The 17,705-nt window shown below is 70.2% G+C and carries 13 protein-coding genes, 2 tRNA genes and 1 pseudogene; 14 read left to right on the plus strand and 2 right to left on the minus strand.

The annotated features are described in order from the left end of the window. Positions 1-624 precede the first annotated feature (624 nt). From dnaN to HW130_RS11200, 11 genes and pseudogenes are all read left to right on the plus strand, one after another. Positions 625-1,755 (plus strand): DNA polymerase III subunit beta, encoded by a 1,131-nt coding sequence (gene dnaN, locus HW130_RS11150; protein WP_177149470.1) that lies wholly within the window; start codon positions 625-627, stop codon positions 1,753-1,755. A gap of 86 nt (positions 1,756-1,841) precedes the next feature. Next, on the plus strand, positions 1,842-2,735 hold the full coding sequence (gnd, locus tag HW130_RS11155) for a phosphogluconate dehydrogenase (NAD(+)-dependent, decarboxylating) (protein WP_309140406.1): 894 nt from the start codon (positions 1,842-1,844) through the stop codon (positions 2,733-2,735). A 57-nt stretch (positions 2,736-2,792) separates the two neighbouring features. Next, positions 2,793-3,932 carry a DNA replication/repair protein RecF gene (recF, locus tag HW130_RS11160; RefSeq protein WP_177149327.1) on the plus strand — a complete coding sequence of 380 codons (1,140 nt, stop codon included), beginning with the start codon at positions 2,793-2,795 and terminating at the stop codon, positions 3,930-3,932. Further along, positions 3,929-4,474 carry a DUF721 domain-containing protein gene (locus tag HW130_RS11165; RefSeq protein ID WP_177149328.1) on the plus strand — a complete coding sequence of 182 codons (546 nt, stop codon included), beginning with the start codon at positions 3,929-3,931 and terminating at the stop codon, positions 4,472-4,474. Before recF ends, HW130_RS11165 begins: the two co-directional genes overlap by 4 nt. 305 nt (positions 4,475-4,779) lie before the next feature. Beyond that, complete coding sequence (gene gyrB, locus HW130_RS11170; RefSeq protein ID WP_309140395.1) at positions 4,780-6,855, plus strand: DNA topoisomerase (ATP-hydrolyzing) subunit B; 2,076 nt, start codon at positions 4,780-4,782, stop codon at positions 6,853-6,855. Between the two features lie 44 nt (positions 6,856-6,899). Further along, on the plus strand, positions 6,900-9,494 hold the full coding sequence (gyrA, locus tag HW130_RS11175; RefSeq protein ID WP_177149330.1) for a DNA gyrase subunit A: 2,595 nt from the start codon (positions 6,900-6,902) through the stop codon (positions 9,492-9,494). A 3-nt stretch (positions 9,495-9,497) separates the two neighbouring features. After that, complete coding sequence (locus tag HW130_RS11180) at positions 9,498-10,133, plus strand: DUF3566 domain-containing protein (protein ID WP_375256524.1); 636 nt, start codon at positions 9,498-9,500, stop codon at positions 10,131-10,133. An 81-nt stretch (positions 10,134-10,214) separates the two neighbouring features. Further along, a tRNA-Ile gene (locus tag HW130_RS11185) sits at positions 10,215-10,288 on the plus strand. 234 nt (positions 10,289-10,522) lie between these two features. Then, entirely contained in the window at positions 10,523-10,657 is a 135-nt protein-coding gene (locus HW130_RS35365) for a DLW-39 family protein (protein ID WP_003958712.1), read from the plus strand. A 183-nt stretch (positions 10,658-10,840) separates the two neighbouring features. Then, a pseudogene (locus HW130_RS11195) lies at positions 10,841-12,812 on the plus strand (VWA domain-containing protein). Next, entirely contained in the window at positions 12,809-14,311 is a 1,503-nt protein-coding gene (locus HW130_RS11200) for a hypothetical protein (protein WP_177149331.1), read from the plus strand. Before HW130_RS11195 ends, HW130_RS11200 begins: the two are co-directional and overlap by 4 nt. Positions 14,312-14,333: 22 nt before the next feature. On the opposite strand, the gene HW130_RS11205 is transcribed toward HW130_RS11200, so the two are convergent. Together HW130_RS11205 and HW130_RS11210 are read right to left on the minus strand one after the other, a co-directional pair. Continuing rightward, positions 14,334-15,629, minus strand: a complete 1,296-nt coding sequence (locus tag HW130_RS11205) for a serine/threonine-protein kinase (protein WP_177149332.1) — start codon at positions 15,627-15,629, stop codon at positions 14,334-14,336. 46 nt (positions 15,630-15,675) lie between these two features. Then, on the minus strand, positions 15,676-16,224 hold the full coding sequence (locus HW130_RS11210; RefSeq protein ID WP_177149333.1) for a DNA-binding protein: 549 nt from the start codon (positions 16,222-16,224) through the stop codon (positions 15,676-15,678). A gap of 190 nt (positions 16,225-16,414) precedes the next feature. Between HW130_RS11210 and HW130_RS11215 the strand changes: the two genes are divergently transcribed. The 3 genes from HW130_RS11215 (at position 16,415) to HW130_RS36720 (ending at position 17,657) form a co-directional block, all read left to right on the plus strand. Next, a tRNA-Ala gene (locus tag HW130_RS11215) sits at positions 16,415-16,487 on the plus strand. Positions 16,488-16,581: 94 nt separating this feature from the next. Further along, positions 16,582-16,959, plus strand: coding sequence for an AsnC family protein (locus tag HW130_RS11220; RefSeq protein ID WP_177149334.1), 378 nt, complete (start codon positions 16,582-16,584; stop codon positions 16,957-16,959). Positions 16,960-17,150: 191 nt separating this feature from the next. Then, entirely contained in the window at positions 17,151-17,657 is a 507-nt protein-coding gene (locus HW130_RS36720) for a DUF6344 domain-containing protein (protein ID WP_309140396.1), read from the plus strand. The last annotated feature ends 48 nt before the right edge of the window (positions 17,658-17,705 follow it).

Genomic DNA, 17,705 nt, shown 5'->3' on the forward strand with positions numbered 1-17,705 from the left:
AGGCACTGCAGGGCCAGCTCAGCCGGGTGTGGATTTGTGGCCGGACGTCCTCCACAGTCTGTGGACAGCCGAATCGTCCACAGACCTTGATCCATGTTGTCCACCGGCAGCCCACAGGCAGGGCCTCGTTGCCCACAGCTTTTCCCCACCCCTGTCCACTGTTCGGCAACGCGACATCCCCGCTCACCGGGTCGAGTGAAAGGCATCACACCAAGGTGGTCGGTTGGCCTGTGGGGAACGTGGGTAAAGCTGGGGACGGCACTGGGGAGAAGTCCCTGTGGGCTGTGCATCGGGTGTGCAGAACTTTCGCGTGTCCACAGAAGCACCCGGTTGTCCACCGGTGCCGCCCACAGGCGCAGTGGACAAAAAACGGGCACTGACCTGCGCAGAAGGCGTTATCCACGGTTTCCACAGGCCCTACTACTACTCCCACTCAGAGTTACCGGGAAATTCGCTTGGAAGAGGGGCCTGTGCACAACTCGAGCCCGGAGCGCCCGGTACCTCTTGGCACGACTTGACCCCGACCCGCACCAGCTGTCGGCGCCGTGCGTCAGACTGGTCTCCGGCATCAAGCCGACGACGAAGGCCAGCAGGGCGAGCCAGCAACAGCAGGAGGCGGTTCCGGTGAAGATCCGGGTGGAGCGCGATGTACTCGCGGAGGCGGTGGCCTGGGTGGCCCGCAGCCTTCCGGCCCGTCCGCCGGCGCCCGTACTCGCAGGCCTTCTTCTGAAGGCGGAGGACGGCGCCCTCAGCTTCTCCAGCTTCGACTACGAGGTCTCGGCCCGCGTCTCGGTGGAGGCCGAGATCGACGAGGACGGCACCGTGCTCGTCTCCGGCCGCCTGCTCGCCGACATCTGCCGCGCACTGCCCAACCGGCCGGTGGAGATTTCCACAGACGGTGTACGGGCGACCGTGGTCTGCGGCTCCTCGCGGTTCACCCTCCACACCCTGCCGGTGGAGGAGTACCCGGCGCTCCCGCAGATGCCGACCGCGACCGGCACCGTGCCCGGTGAGGTCTTCGCCTCCGCCGCCGCCCAGGTCGCCATCGCCGCCGGCCGCGACGACACCCTTCCCGTCCTGACCGGTGTGCGGATCGAGATCGAGGGCGACACCGTCACCCTGGCTTCCACCGACCGCTACCGCTTCGCGGTCCGGGAGTTCCTGTGGAAGCCCGAGAGCCCTGACGCCTCCGCGGTGGCCCTGGTGCCCGCCAAGACGCTGCTCGACACCGCCAAGGCGCTGACCAGCGGTGACACGGTCACTCTGGCGTTGTCCGGCTCCGGTGCCGGTGAGGGTCTGATCGGTTTCGAGGGCGCCGGGCGGCGGACGACGACCCGTCTGCTCGAAGGCGACCTGCCGAAGTACCGCACGCTGTTCCCGACCGAGTTCAACTCGGTGGCCGTCATCGAGACCGCGCCGTTCGTCGAGGCCGTCAAGCGTGTCGCCCTGGTCGCCGAGCGGAACACCCCGGTGCGTCTCAGCTTCGAGCAGGGCGTGCTGATCCTGGAGGCCGGCTCCAGCGACGACGCACAGGCTGTGGAGCGCGTGGACGCGCAGCTGGAGGGCGACGACATCTCGATCGCCTTCAACCCGACCTTCCTGCTGGACGGTCTGAGCGCGATCGACTCCCCGGTCGCCCAGCTGTCCTTCACGACCTCTACCAAGCCCGCGCTGCTGAGCGGCAAGCCGGCCGTGGACGCGGAGGCGGACGAGGCGTACAAGTACCTGATCATGCCGGTGCGACTGAGCGGCTGATCAGCGGCTTTTGAGCGCCTGACCCCACAGGTGTGCAGCCGCGTCCGGGCGTAGTCTCGGACGCGGGTAGGAAACGGCACACAACGATTGAGGAATCTCTGATGGAGCTCGGTCTCGTCGGCCTCGGCAAGATGGGCGGCAACATGCGTGAGCGCATTCGCCGCGCAGGCCACACCGTCATCGGCTACGACCGCAACCCGGACCTCGCGGATGTCCACAGCCTCGAGGAGCTTGTGAACAAGCTCAAGGGCCCGCGCGTCGTCTGGGTCATGGTCCCGGCGGGCGCCGCGACCCAGTCCACGATCGACGAGCTGGCGGAGCTGCTGTCCCCCGGCGACATCGTCGTCGACGGCGGCAACTCCCGCTGGACCGACGACGAGAAGCACGCCGAGGAGCTGGCCGCCAAGGACATCGGCTTCGTCGACTGCGGTGTATCCGGCGGTGTCTGGGGCCTGGAGAACGGCTACGCGCTGATGTACGGCGGCGACGCCGAGCACGTGGCGAAGGTCCAGCCGATCTTCGACGCGCTCAAGCCCGAGGGCGAGTTCGGCTCGGTCCACGCGGGCAAGGTCGGTGCCGGGCACTTCGCCAAGATGGTCCACAACGGCATCGAGTACGCCATGATGCAGGCCTACGCCGAGGGCTGGGAGCTGCTGGAGAAGGTCGACTCCGTCACCGATGTGCGCGAGGTCTTCCGCTCCTGGCAGGAGGGCACAGTCATCCGTTCCTGGCTGCTCGACCTCGCGGTCAACGCCCTGGACGAGGACGAGCACCTGGAGAAGCTGCGCGGTTTCGCGCAGGACTCCGGCGAGGGCCGCTGGACCGTCGAGGCCGCGATCGACAACGCCGTGCCGCTGCCGGCGATCACCGCGTCGCTGTTCGCGCGGTTCGCGTCCCGTCAGGACGACTCCCCGCAGATGAAGATGATCGCCGCACTGCGCAACCAGTTCGGCGGCCACGCGGTGGAGAGCAAGAAGTAATCCACAGGCTGTGCACCGCCATGCACAGCCTCGCCGGGGGAAGGTCGGCGCCACACCATGCACGTCACGCATCTGTCGCTGGCCGACTTCCGCTCGTACGCCCGGGTCGAGGTCCCTCTCGATCCGGGCGTCTCCGCTTTCGTGGGGGCGAACGGCCAGGGCAAGACCAATCTCGTCGAGGCCGTCGGCTATCTGGCGACGCTGTCCAGCCATCGGGTGTCCTCGGACGCTCCGCTGGTGCGGATGGGGGCCGACCGTGCGGTGATCCGCGCCGCCGTCACCCAGGGCGAGCGCTCCCAGCTGGTCGAGCTCGAGCTCAACCCGGGCAAGGCGAACCGTGCCCGTATCAACAGGTCCTCGCAGGTCAGGCCGCGTGACGTGCTCGGGATCGTACGCACGGTCCTGTTCGCGCCGGAGGACCTCGCGCTGGTCAAGGGCGATCCCGGTGAACGCCGGCGCTTCCTCGACGAGCTCGTCACGGCCCGCTCGCCCCGCATGGCCGGGGTGCGCTCGGACTACGACCGCGTGCTCAAGCAGCGCAACACCCTCCTGAAGTCGGCCGCGATGGCGCGCCGGCACGGCGGGCGTTCCATGGACATGTCCACGCTGGACGTATGGGACCAGCACCTGGCCCGGGCCGGCGCCGAGGTGCTGGCCAGACGGCTCGACCTGATAAGCGCCCTCCAGCCCCTGACGGACAAGGCGTACGAGGCACTCGCCCCGGGCGGCGGTCCGATCGCCCTGGAGTACCGTTCCTCCTCCGCTCCCGCGGGCACCGAGCATGCCGGGCCCGTGACACGCGAGGAGCTGTACGAGCAGCTGATGGGCGCGCTGGCCGAGGCTCGCAAGCAGGAGATCGAGCGGGGTGTGACCCTGATCGGCCCGCACCGTGACGACCTGCTGCTCAAGCTGGGACAGCTCCCGGCGAAGGGGTACGCGAGCCATGGCGAGTCCTGGTCGTACGCGCTGGCGCTGCGGCTGGCCTCCTACGACCTGCTGCGTGCCGAGGGCAACGAGCCGGTGCTCGTACTCGACGACGTGTTCGCCGAGCTGGACGCACGGCGCAGGGAGCGCCTGGCGGAGCTGGTGGCCCCTGGTGAACAGGTGCTGGTGACGGCCGCGGTGGACGACGACGTCCCGCACGTGCTGGCGGGTGCCCGGTACGCGGTGGCGGACGGTCAGGTGGAGCGCGTATGAGCGAGGACGAGATCCCGTCGGCCGCCCGGGTTCCCGAGTCCTCGGGTGTCGACCTGGCACGCGTCGCGCTGCGCGCGGCCAAGGAGCAGGCGAAGGCCAAGGGCGCGGCCGCACAGCAGAAGAAGCAGGCCAGGCGCGGCGGTGGGCTGCGCTCCGGTGCGCGGGCGGACGGTCGCGATCCGCTGCCGCTGGGCGCGGCGATCAACCGGCTGATCACCGAACGGGGCTGGGAGACCCCGGCCGCGGTGGGCGGTGTGATGGGCCGCTGGCCGCAGATCGTCGGCGAGGACCTGGCCAGGCACTGCGTACCGCTGCGCTACGACGAGGACCCGGACGAGCGCGTGCTGACGGTCCAGTGCGACTCCACGGCGTGGGCGACGCAGCTGCGGCTGCTGGCTCCGCGGCTGGTGGCGCGGCTGAACGAGGATCTGGGGCACGGCACGGTCCGGGTGATCAAGGTGCTGGGCCCCGGCGGGCCGCAGCGCCGGTTCGGTCCGCTGCGGGCGCCGGGAAGCACGGGTCCGGGGGACACGTACGGCTGATCGGCCCCGGTCGCGCGGCTCCGGGACAGGGGAAACCTGGCGGTACGTCCGGGGTGTCCCTCAGGGTAGCCGGAGGTTGACAGCCCGAAGCTCTCAAAGCCCGTGTGAGCCTCTTGGAGCCCCTTCCCGTATATGGGGAGTCGGACGGAGGAGGTTCAGGGCGGCACATGCGGACTCAGCTACCGGCAAACCCCCATTCGTGTCGCCGGTACCGGTAGACTGGTCGACAATCCCGCGCCTCTCGCGGGACACGTCGATTAGATGCCGAACGACGCAGCCGGTCCCGCTAGCCCGGAGAGCGGCTTGTGCTGTGCCAGAAAGGGCGCTTCGTGGCCGATTCCGGCAACCCCAACGAGAACACCCTGTCCACTGCTGCCGGTGGTAACGGCGAGGTCAGCTCCTCGTACGACGCCAGCGCGATCACCGTCCTCGAGGGTCTGGACGCGGTCCGCAAGCGCCCCGGCATGTACATCGGCTCGACCGGTGAGCGTGGACTCCACCACCTCGTCCAAGAGGTCGTCGACAACTCCGTGGACGAGGCCATGGCCGGCCACGCCGACAGCATCGACGTCACGATCCTCGCCGACGGCGGCGTACGCGTCGTCGACAACGGCCGTGGCATCCCGGTGGGCATCCACCCCGTCGAGAAGAAGCCGGCCGTCGAGGTCGTGCTCACCGTGCTGCACGCGGGCGGCAAGTTCGGCGGCGGCGGCTATGCCGTCTCCGGCGGTCTGCACGGCGTGGGTGTCTCCGTGGTGAACGCGCTGTCCTACAAGCTCGCCGTCGAGATCAGGACGGACGGCTACCGCTGGACGCAGGAGTACAAGTCGGGCGTCCCCACGGCTCCGCTGGCCAAGCACGAAGAAGTCTCCGACACCGGCACTGCGGTCACCTTCTGGGCCGACCCGGACGTCTTCGAGACGACCGAGTACTCCTTCGAGACGCTGTCGCGGCGCTTCCAGGAGATGGCCTTCCTCAACAAGGGCCTGACGATCACGCTGACCGACGAGCGCGAGTCCGCGAAGGCGACCATGCGCGCCGACGACGCGGACGCCTCCGCCGAGGCGGTCGAGGAGCAGCCGGCCCGCACCGTGAAGTACTACTACGAAGGCGGCATCGTCGACTTCGTCAAGTACCTCAACAGCCGCAAGGGCGAGCTCATCCACCCCACGGTCATCGACATCGAGGCCGAGGACAAGGAGCGGATGCTCTCGGTCCAGATCGCGATGCAGTGGAACTCGCAGTACACGGAGGGTGTGTACTCCTTCGCGAACACGATCCACACGCACGAGGGCGGTACGCACGAGGAGGGCTTCCGGGCCGCTCTGACGGGTCTGGTCAACCGGTACGCGCGCGACAAGAAGCTGCTGCGCGAGAAGGACGACAACCTGTCCGGCGAGGACGTGCGCGAGGGTCTGACCGCGATCATCTCGGTCAAGCTCGGCGAGCCCCAGTTCGAGGGCCAGACCAAGACCAAGCTGGGCAACACCGAGGCGAAGACCTTCGTGCAGAAGGTCGTCCACGAGCACCTGACCGACTGGTTCGACCGCAACCCCAACGAGGCCGCGGACATCGTCCGCAAGTCGATCCAGGCGGCCACCGCCCGTGTCGCGGCTCGCAAGGCACGCGACCTGACCCGCCGCAAGGGACTGCTGGAGTCGGCGTCGCTGCCGGGCAAGCTGAGCGACTGCCAGTCCAACGACCCCACGAAGTGCGAGATCTTCATCGTCGAGGGTGACTCCGCCGGCGGCTCGGCCAAGTCCGGCCGCAACCCGATGTACCAGGCCATCCTGCCCATCCGAGGCAAGATCCTGAACGTGGAGAAGGCGCGGATCGACAAGATCCTGCAGAACACCGAGGTCCAGGCGCTGATCTCGGCCTTCGGCACCGGGGTCCACGAGGACTTCGACATCGAGAAGCTCCGCTATCACAAGATCATCCTGATGGCGGACGCCGACGTCGACGGCCAGCACATCAACACCCTGCTGCTGACGTTCCTGTTCCGCTTCATGCGGCCGCTGGTCGAGGCCGGCCACGTCTTCCTCTCCCGCCCCCCGCTGTACAAGATCAAGTGGGGCCGGGACGACTTCGAGTACGCGTACTCCGACCGCGAGCGCGACGCCCTCGTCGAGCTCGGCAAGCAGGCCGGCAAGCGCATCAGGGAGGACTCGATCCAGCGCTTCAAGGGTCTCGGCGAGATGAACGCCGAGGAGCTGCGCGTCACCACCATGGACCAGGAGCACCGCGTGCTCGGCCAGGTCACGCTGGACGACGCGGCGCAGGCCGACGACCTGTTCTCGGTGCTCATGGGCGAGGACGTGGAGGCGCGGCGCTCGTTCATCCAGCGCAACGCCAAGGACGTCCGCTTCCTCGACATCTGAGTCGGTCTCAGCTGAGTACCGCACGAAAGGACTGAAGACCAGCAATGGCCGACGAGAACACTCCTGTGACCACCGAAGAGGAAGAGCCTCTCGCCATGCGTGTCGAGCCCGTCGGGCTCGAGACGGAGATGCAGCGCTCCTACCTCGACTACGCGATGTCCGTCATCGTGTCGCGCGCGCTGCCCGACGTGCGGGACGGTCTCAAGCCCGTCCACCGCCGCGTGCTGTACGCGATGTACGACGGCGGCTACCGCCCCGAGAAGGGCTTCTACAAGTGCGCCCGTGTCGTCGGTGACGTCATGGGTACGTACCACCCCCACGGCGACACCTCGATCTACGACGCCCTGGTCCGCCTGGCGCAGCCGTGGTCGATGCGCATGCCGCTGGTGGACTCCAACGGCAATTTCGGTTCCCCGGGCAACGACCCGGCCGCGGCCATGCGGTACACCGAGTGCAAGATGATGCCGCTGGCCATGGAGATGCTCCGGGACATCGACGAGGAGACCGTCGACTTCCAGGACAACTACGACGGCCGCAACCAGGAGCCGACGGTCCTGCCGGCGCGCTTCCCGAACCTGCTGATCAACGGCAGCGCCGGTATCGCCGTCGGTATGGCCACCAACATCCCGCCGCACAACCTGCGCGAGGTCGCGGCCGGTGCCCAGTGGGCGCTGGAGCACCCGGAGGCCACGCACGAGGAGCTGCTCGACGCCCTGATCGAGCGGATCAAGGGCCCGGACTTCCCGACCGGTGCCCTGGTCGTCGGCCGCAAGGGCATCGAGGAGGCGTACCGCACCGGTCGCGGCTCCATCACGATGCGGGCCGTCGTCGAGGTCGAGGAGATCCAGAACCGCCAGTGCCTGGTGGTCACGGAGCTCCCGTACCAGGTGAACCCGGACAACCTCGCGCAGAAGATCGCCGACCTCGTGAAGGACGGCAAGGTCGGCGGCATCGCGGACGTCCGCGACGAGACGTCCTCGCGCACCGGCCAGCGCCTGGTCATCGTGCTGAAGCGCGACGCGGTCGCCAAGGTCGTGCTGAACAACCTGTACAAGCACACCGACCTGCAGACGAACTTCGGCGCCAACATGCTCGCCCTCGTCGACGGCGTGCCGCGCACGCTGTCCCTGGACGCGTTCATCCGCCACTGGGTGACGCACCAGGTCGAGGTCATCGTCCGGCGCACCAGGTTCCGCCTGCGCAAGGCCGAGGAGCGGGCGCACATCCTGCGCGGTCTGCTCAAGGCGCTCGACGCGATCGACGAGGTCATCGCGCTGATCCGGCGCAGCGACACCGTCGAGGTGGCGCGCGAGGGCCTGATGGGCCTGCTGGAGATCGACGAGATCCAGGCCAACGCGATCCTCGAGATGCAGCTGCGCCGGCTCGCCGCCCTGGAGCGTCAGAAGATCGTCCAAGAGCACGACGAACTCCAGGCGAAGATCAACGAGTACAACGTGATCCTCGCCTCGCCGGAGAAGCAGCGCGGGATCATCAGCGAGGAACTGGCCGCGCTGGTCGAGAAGTTCGGCGACGACCGCCGCTCCAAGCTGGTGCCCTTCGACGGCGACATGTCCATGGAGGACCTGATCGCCGAGGAGGACATCGTCGTCACGATCACGCGTGGCGGCTATGTGAAGCGCACGAAGACCGACGACTACCGCTCGCAGAAGCGCGGCGGCAAGGGCGTGCGCGGCACGAAGCTGAAGGAAGACGACATCGTCGACCACTTCTTCGTCTCCACCACCCACCACTGGCTGCTGTTCTTCACCAACAAGGGCCGGGTCTACCGGGCCAAGGCCTACGAGCTGCCGGACGCCGGACGTGACGCGCGCGGTCAGCACGTCGCCAACCTGCTGGCCTTCCAGCCGGACGAGCAGATCGCCGAGATCCTCGCGATCCGCGACTACGAGGCCGCGCCGTACCTGGTGCTCGCCACCAAGGCCGGTCTGGTGAAGAAGACGTCGCTGAAGGACTACGACTCCCCGCGTTCGGGCGGTGTCATCGCGATCAACCTCCGGGAGACCGAGAGCGGTGCCGACGACGAACTGATCGGCGCCGAGCTGGTGTCCGCCGAGGACGATCTGCTGCTCATCAGCAAGAAGGCGCAGTCGATCCGGTTCACCGCGACGGACGAGGCGCTCCGCCCGATGGGTCGCGCGACCTCCGGCGTCAAGGGCATGAGTTTCCGCGAGGGCGACGAACTGCTCTCGATGAATGTCGTCCGGCCCGGTACGTTCGTGTTCACCGCCACCGACGGCGGGTACGCGAAGCGGACCGCCGTCGACGAGTACCGCGTCCAGGGTCGCGGCGGCCTCGGTATCAAGGCCGCGAAGATCGTGGAGGACCGCGGATCGCTCGTGGGCGCGCTGGTGGTCGAGGAGACCGACGAGATCCTCGCCATCACGCTCGGTGGCGGCGTGATTCGTACGCGAGTCAATGAAGTCAGGGAGACGGGCCGTGACACCATGGGCGTCCAACTGATCAACCTGGGCAAGCGCGATGCCGTGGTCGGGATCGCTCGCAACGCCGAGGCAGGTCGCGAGGCCGAAGAGGTCGACGGGACCGAGGCGGACGGCGAAGAGCCGGCCGAGTCGGCAGTCGAGGGCACTCCGTCCTCGGCTGGGGAGCACGAGGAGTAGAGCGTGAGTGGAGCCACGGGCGCCGGAGCGGCCGCTTCCGGAGCGAACGGTGCCCGTGGCCCTGCCGCGGACTCCCAGGGGGCCACAGTGACGGACACCCGGGGGCCTCAGCCCCCTCACCAGATGTTCGGCGGCGAGCAGCCCGCTCCCGCCCAGCCGGGACAGGCGTACCACCCGCCGCAGGCGTATCCCTCACCGGGCGGCGCCCAGGGCGGCCAGTCCGCTTCGGCGGTGCGGCGGCCGCGTACGGGTGCCAGTACGACACCGCGTACGCGCAAGGCGCGGCTGCGGGTGGCGAAGGCCGACCCGTGGTCGGTGATGAAGGTCAGCTTCCTGCTCTCCATCGCCCTGGGCATCTGCACCGTGGTGGCGGCCGCGGTGCTGTGGATGGTCATGGACGCGATGGGCGTCTTCTCGACGGTCGGCGGGACGATCAGCGAGGCCACCGGCTCCAACGAGAGCAACGGCTTCGATCTCCAGTCGTTCCTGTCGCTGCCGCGCGTGCTCGTCTTCACCTCGGTCATCGCGGTGATCGATGTGGTGCTCGCCACAGCGCTGGCCACCCTCGGGGCCTTCATCTACAACCTCTCCGCCGGATTTGTGGGCGGTGTGGAGCTCACGCTCGCCGAGGACGAGTAGCGCCGGAGCCGGGCCCCGGAATCCGATTTTGGCGCTGCACCGCGGGTGCGCTAATCTTCAGAGGTCAGCGCGCAGCGCGGAGGGGCTATAGCTCAGTTGGTTAGAGCGCATCCCTGATAAGGATGAGGCCACAGGTTCAAATCCTGTTAGCCCCACAATGCGAAGGCCCCCAGCCGGATCCGGTTGGGGGCCTTTGGCGTGTCCGGCCGGGCCGATCGGTCCGTGACCGGCGCGCCCCGGCGAGAGCCGGGCCGATCGCTTAGCCGTGGCCCCAGTTGAGGCGGGGCGGGGGCTCGGCGGCTTCCCGGTAGGTCACCGATCGGTATCGGTCGGTGTGTATAGTCGGGCGCCAGAAGTCCTCATACGTCAAGGAAAGACGAGGTCGCGCGGTGAAGAAGCTTCTCCTGGTCGCACTGGCCGCCATCGGCGGGCTCCTCGTGTACCGCCAGATCCAGGCGGATCGCGCCGAGCAGGATCTGTGGACGGAGGCGACCGACTCCGTGCCCGCAGGTTCGGGTGTGTGAGACGCAGTCCGTGGATCATGGGCCCCGGTCGCGGAAGCGGCCGGGGCTTCGTGCTGTTCGGGCGCTGGTGCCGCGACGGCGGCCGACTGCGGGCCGTTGCGCGACCGTGACGCAATACCCTTGAGTTCACCTCCGCAAATCACTAACTTGCGAGAGCAAACGCGAAGCTGTGGGGGGACGAGCGTGACAGCACGACAGCGCCGCCGGGCGGCGGTGGTGACGATCGGGGCGGCTTTGGCCCTGGTGGCACCGCTGCCGGCGGCGGGTGCGGCGGAGCCGGGCGGGTGGGAGGCCCGGGCGCCGGGGGAGGGCAGCGCCACGGGACTCGTGATGGTGCTGGACTCCTCCGGGTCCATGGCCGACGACGACGGCACGAGGCGCACGCGGATGGAGGCCGCGCGCTCGGCCGTGGGAACGGTCGTCGACACGCTCCCCGAAGGCCATCCGACCGGGCTGCGCGTGTACGGGGCCGACTGCCCCAAGGGCTGCACCGACACCCGGTCCGTGCTGCCCGTGCGGCCCCTCGACCGGGCGGACCTGAAGCGGGCCGTACAGGCCGTGCGGCCCAAGGGGGACACTCCCATCGGCCTGTCGCTGCAGAAGGCCGCCGAGGACCTTCCCGAGCCCGCTGACGGTGCCGCCGGCACGCGCACCATCCTGCTGGTCTCGGACGGCGAGGACAACTGCGGCACTCCGCCGCCCTGCCGGGTGGCCCGCCGGCTCGCCGCGGACGGCGTGGGGCTGCGGATCGACACCGTCGGCTTCCAGGTGCGCGGCGCCGCAGCTGGAGTGCATCGCCAGGGCCGGGAACGGCCGTTACCACGACGCCCCCGACGCCGACGCGCTCGCCCGTCAGCTGCAGCGCTCCGCCCAGCTGTCGGCGGACGGCTACCGCTTCGACGCCGAGCGGGTCGCCGGCACGCCGGCACGGGACGCGGCCCCGGTGCTCCGCCCCGGCCAGTACCTGGACACCATCGGCCCCGGCGAACAGCGGTACTACGCCGTCGATCTCGACGCCGAGTCGACGGTGGTCCTCTCCGCCACGGCCGTGCCGCAGCCGGGGGCCGCGGTCGACACCTTCGACGCGCTGCGCACGGAGATCGCGTACGGCGCCGACAGCGCCTGCGAGTCGAGCACCGAACACTTCCTCCAGAAGGAGGGCGCGACTCCGCTGACGTCGGCCGTCGCACGCGTGCCCAGCCCCGAGGATTCCGGCAGCTGCGGCGAGGCGGGCCGCTACTGGCTCGTCGTCGAACGGAAGAGCAAGGCGGGCTCCGACGCCGCCCGCCGACCGCTGGAGCTCACCTACGGCGTCGAGAAGCCGCTGGGCGCCGGCGTGACGCCCGCGCAGTCGCAGCCGGAGTACGGAAAGGGCGGCAAGGACGCGGTGCTGCCCACCGGTGACCCGAAGGACGTGCGCGGCGGAACCGGCTTCAACGACGCCGAGAAGATCGGGCAGGGCGTGTGGCGGGACGAGCTGCTCCCCTCGCAGACCCTCTGGTACAAGGTCCCCGTGGGCTGGGGACAGCAGCTGCGCTACGACGTGGAGTTCTCCAACGAGCCGACCCTGAACGGCTCTTCGGGGGTCTCGTCGTACGGAGCCACCCAGGTCTTCACCCCGGCCCGGGCGCCGGTCGGCGGCGGCACCGGGGAGTTCAGCCCGCAGACCGTCTACAACGGCCGCCCGGCGGTGCTGGAGATGGGCACGGTCCCGGTCGCCTGGACCAACCGCCACGAGAGCCACCCCACCGTGGTTCCCGTGCACACGACAGGAGGCTTCTGCATCGCCGTGACGCTCGGCGCGGAGGCCGCCGAGATCGCGCAGAACCCGCGGATCGGTGCGGTCCTGCGCGTGACCGTCCTCGGCGAGCGGCTGTCCGGGCCGCAGCACGACGCCCCCGTGTCGGCGGGCGGTCCGGGCGAACAGGGGGACAAGAAGGGTGATTCGCCCGCGCGCGCAGACAGCGCGGGCGCCGACGGGGCAGGATGGTCCGGCGTCGCGATCGCCGCGGCGGCGGGCGGCGGCGCCGTCCTGATCGCGGCCGTGGCGGTCGTCCTGCTGCGGCGCAGGACCGCGGCGGCCACCGGCCCGTCCGGTTGGCCGAGCCCGGCGGCGGGCTCGTCGGACTCATCGACCACAGGGAGAAACGCGTGAAGAGGCAGCGCGGCAGGGGCCGGGTGACGCTGGCCGCGATGGCGGCGATGTGCGCCGTGGCGGCGCTGCCGGGGCAGGCGTGGGCGGCGGGCGAGCCGAGCCCGTACACGTTCGACGACGAGGCGAAGCCCGTCCGGGGCACGCCCGTCAACAGCACCGGCCCGGAACTCACCGCCGGTTCCACGTACAAGGACAGCATCAAGCCGGGCGAGAAGCGCTACTACCGGATCGACCTGGACGACACGTCCAACGCCTACGTCTCGGCGGTGGCCGTCCCCAGGCTGGGGACGAAGGTCGCCTACGCCGACAAGCTCGAGGTCAGCATCGAGGACCGGTCGGGATCCGAGTGCAGCGACGGCGAGGCCACGTTCGGATCGGCGACGTACGCCCGCCCGGTCGCCGACTACGCGACCCGGCGGATCGAGAAGGACAGCAGCAGCTGCCAGGAGGCGGGCGCGTACTACGTCCTCCTGGAGCGTACGAGCGAGGCCACGTCGACACCCGAGCCGTGGGATGTGGAGATCCGTTTCCTCTCCGAGCCCGGGCTGAAGGAGGCCGAGTCCACGGCGGCGCCGGAGAACTGGGCGTCCGCCTCGCCCGCGGTTCCGGGCGGCGGCCCGCAGAAGCGGGCCGGAGGCACCGGCTTCCACGACGCGACCAGCCTCGAACAGGGCGAGTGGCAGGACGAGATCGCGCCCGGCCGGACCCTCTTCTACCGGGTGCCGGTGGACTGGGGGCAGCAACTGTTCGTCAGTGCCGACATCGGAAACAGCACTTCGGGCGACGGCCTGAAGAGCGTCGGCAACGCCATGGCGGTGGCCCTGCACAACCCGGCCCGCGGGCTGGTGGACGAGGACAGCAGCGTCTACTACGACGGCAAGCAGAAGGCCATGGCCCTCGACCCGCTGCCGCCGGTGGCCTACGAGAACCGCTACGACTCCGACACCAGTGCGGCCGCCATGCGGTTCGCCGGCTGGTACTACCTCTCGGTCACGCTGAGCCCGGAGATGTCCGAGGCGTTCGGCGACAAGCCGCTGCCGCTGACGCTGCGCGTGAACGTGACCGGTCAGCCCGAGCCGGGTCCCGCCTACGACGGTCCGGCAGGCGACTTCCAGGTCACCGAGGACGACCGGGCCGCTGCCGACAGCGGCAAGAACGCCGACGCCGCGGAGAAGAGCGGCACGATGGCGGTCGTCGCCGCGGCGGGCATCGGCGCGGGGACCGTCCTGGTGCTCGGGCTCGGCGCATGGACACTGCTCGCACGGCGGCGGGACGGGGCCCCGGAGGGCCCGGCCACCGTCCCGGCGCAGGGGCAGGTGCCGGCCCCGCAGCAGGCCCGGGCGGTCCCGGCGCAGGACGCGCCGGCGGCCGCGTACGGCCCGCCGCCCGGGTACGGCTATCCGCCCGCGCAGCCGCAGGGACCGCACGGGCAGCCCCCGCAGGGACCGCACGGGCAGGGCTACGGGTACGGGCAGTACGGACCGCCGCCCGGCCGGTAGGCGAGAGTGCGGCGGTGCCGGCTCAGGTCTGGGTGAGCGCCCAGATGCCCACGGCGAAGCACAGCAGAGCGACGATCAGAACCGGGACCGCGACCTTCGGGGGCGGTCCCGGCCGCTTCTGTGCGGCGCGGCCGGGAACCTGCGGGCGCTGGGCGGTGTAAGCACGAGTGGAAGGCTGCTCGTACGGCACCGCAGCGGTGAGGGCCTGGGAGAGCTGCTCCTGCGCCGGCGCGTGATGGGGGGAGACGGGATGCGCTGGTGCGGGAGCGGCGGCAGCGGGGGCCGGGTTCGGCGTGGAGTCCGGCGGGACCACGTGCGGCAGCTGGGGGGAGGGCTGCTGCGGGGGCGGGGCCAGGTGGAAGCTGCCCGTCTCCGAGGCCGGGGCGGGCTGCGGGGCAGGTGTGGCGGGCGGCTCCTGCCGGGGCCTGTCCTGGACCGGCTCCGGCCCTGCCGGGCCGAAGCCGGCCGGCAGCGGCCCGAGTTGGTCGAAGATCTCGACCGGCTCCTCGTCGGCCGCGGCCTCGGGCAGCATCTCCACGGCGGCGGTGAGCGCCTTTCGCGCACCCGTCGCCGTGCGGAAGCGGGCCTGCGGATCGGGTTGCAGCAGCCCGGCGAGCACCTGCCACAGCGGCTCGGGAATGCCCCGGGGGGCGCTCGGGGTGCCGTAGTTGGCGAAGTGCTCGATCAGCGCCTGGGAGTCGGGCTTTCGGCCCTGCAGGAGATACAGCCCGACGAGACCGACGGCGAACAGGTCGGCGGTGAAGTCCGGCTCCGCGCCCATCATCTGCTCGGGGGCGAAGTAACCGGGCGTACCCACCACATAGTTGGTCTCGGTCAGCCGCGGCTCGCCCTTGCGCATGGAGATGCCGAAGTCGGAGACCCGCAGGTGCGGCCGGCCGGTTCCGGTGGCCTCCATCAGGATGTTGGCCGGCTTGATGTCGCGGTGCACGACCCCCTCCGCGTGCACCGCGGCGAGTCCGGACAGCAGCTGATCGAGCAGGGTGCAGACGAAGCGCGGGGGCAGCGGGCCGTAGTCGCCGATGACGTGCGCCAGCGACCCACCGCTCACCAGGTCCATGGTGAACAGGACCTTGTCGTCGTCCGCGGCCCAGCTGGCCGGGGCGAGGACGTGCGGGTGATCGATCCGCAGCGCCTGCTCGCGCACGAAGCGGAGCAGGGTGTGGGCGTCGCTCTGCTGCAGGACCTTCGCCGCCACATAGCGGCGGCGCCGGTGGTCCCAGGCGCGCCAGACGGCTCCGACACCGCCGCGTCCGATCGGGTCGATCAGTTCGTACCGACCAGCGAAGACCTCACCCATTGTGCTGCGCCAGCTCCTGGTTCCCTTGCGGCGGCGTCCGCCTCGTTCAGCTCTGGTGCGACTCGTAGTGGGCGACCGCGTCGGCGGTGCGCCCGGCGCCGTACACCCGGAGGAACTCTGCCAGTTCGGGGTGGGCGGGGGCGAGTGAGTCCGCGGCATCGATGATGTCGCCCGCCGCCGCGACCGAGCGCAGCAGCGACTGGATCTCACGCACGACGCGGCGCACGGTCGGCGCCCCGGACGTGCCCGTGGACTGGCTGGTGCCGGTGAGGACCGAGCCGCCCTGCGACTTCTTGATCTCCTCCATCCGGTCCGTGGCCTCCACGGCGCTCACGCTGCCGTCGGCCACCTGGCTCGCCAGCTCCTGCAGTGCCTGGACGCGCTGGACGACAGCGGGGTTGCCGATCTTGGCGCGCTGGCCGCTCATCAGCTGGGAGAGCATCGGAGCCGACAGCCCGAGCACGCCCGCGAGCCTCGCCTGGTTGAGGCCGAGGTCGTCGATGAGCCTGCGGAAGAGCGCCCCCAGCGGTTCCCCGTACCAGCTGCGCTGCAGTTCCCGGGCTCTTGCGGTCGTCTCCTGCTGCGCTGCGTCCATTGCGTCTCCCCATCGCTTCCCCAAGCGGCTTCGCTGCTGCGAACCTCGTGGTGCATCTTACGGAGCGTGTCCACGGACCGGGAGTCCCATCGGGAGTCCCAATCCTTTTGCAGAATCACGGGGGTGACCCGGTACTCTGGTGCGCGACGGTGACCGAGGAGCGTGCCTCTCGGTCGTGGTCACCTTTCCCGGGGCCTTAGCTCAGTTGGTAGAGCGCTGTCTTTGCATGGCAGATGTCAGGGGTTCGACTCCCCTAGGCTCCACAACCTCACAAACTCCCCTGACCTGTGGAAACGCGGATCAGGGGAGTTTTTCGTGGTGTGCGGCGGTCCCGGCGGGTCAGCGAGGCGCCCCATCGTGCGGCGACCCTGTCGAGGTGACGGCCCCCGGCAGCGCCGATCTGCTGCTGGACGTGCTCGCACCGGCCCTGCCCTCGTCGACCCCGTCGACCGGGCCCTGCTCGGCGCACTCGTCACGGACGGCCGAATGGGCTGGGCCGAACTCGCTCAGCGCACCGGGAGCAGCCCCGCGACCGTACGCCGCCGGCTGCGCCGTCCGACGGACGCCGAGGTGCCCACCTTCCGCCGCGACATCGCCACCGTCCACCGCACCCTCGAGGCGCTGGCCGAGTGCCGCCTGGTCGCGGCCGTCACGGGAACCGACGACCTCTTCGCACCGATAGGCACAGGGCGGGGCCCGCTGATCAGGCAGGAAACGGGGGCGGGAGGCCCCTGAGGGACACGCGCTACACGACCGCGGCAGGCCGCGCATCCCGTGCGCGGCCTGCCCACGGCGTCGCGGGATGGGCCACACGAGTGGTGTTCATCCGAAGAACTGCGCGGGAGCGGCGTCGCTCCCACACTCCTCGAGATGCGTACACATCATGAGAAAGGTATGTAAAGCGCTCAACCCGAAAGCGAGGGGTCATGGCCGCCTTCAAGGTCAGGAATCTGTGGACCGCGTTCGTCACCGCGTTCTTCGCACTGCTTGCCTCGGTGGGGCTCACCACCGCCGCCGCTGCCGCGTCGCAGCCCGCCGTCCGGACGTCCGACGAGCCGGTGAAGGCCCGTCCTCAGGTCTCCGGCGCCGTCCTGCCGGCCCAGAGCAGGAGGGCGGCCACGACACGCTGGCTGCCCACGACCCGGGACCGGTCCTTGCCGCCGACGATGAAGCAGCGCATCGGCGCCGAGGCCCATGGCGCCTCCCCTGCCACCAGGCATCTGCCCGCGCTCGAAGCCGACGCCGCCGACATGGCCGAGGCCGATGCCCCGGCAGCTGTCCCCGCCGTCTCGTCCGCCGTCGCCGCCGCACCCGCCGCCGCGGCGCACCCGACCGGATCCCGGCGGACGGCACGCACGACGCTCGCCGCACGTCCCGCGACCGGCGCCCCGGCCGCCGCTCCCGTCCGTTCGTCCTACGCCGCAGCGGCGTGAGGCGCCGGGAGCGTCCTTTTCTCCCGGCGCCATCTCCCACAGGGACGG

Origin of the sequence: Streptomyces sp. PKU-EA00015 (assembly GCF_013387495.1) — a bacterium.
Lineage (GTDB): Bacteria > Actinomycetota > Actinomycetes > Streptomycetales > Streptomycetaceae > Streptomyces.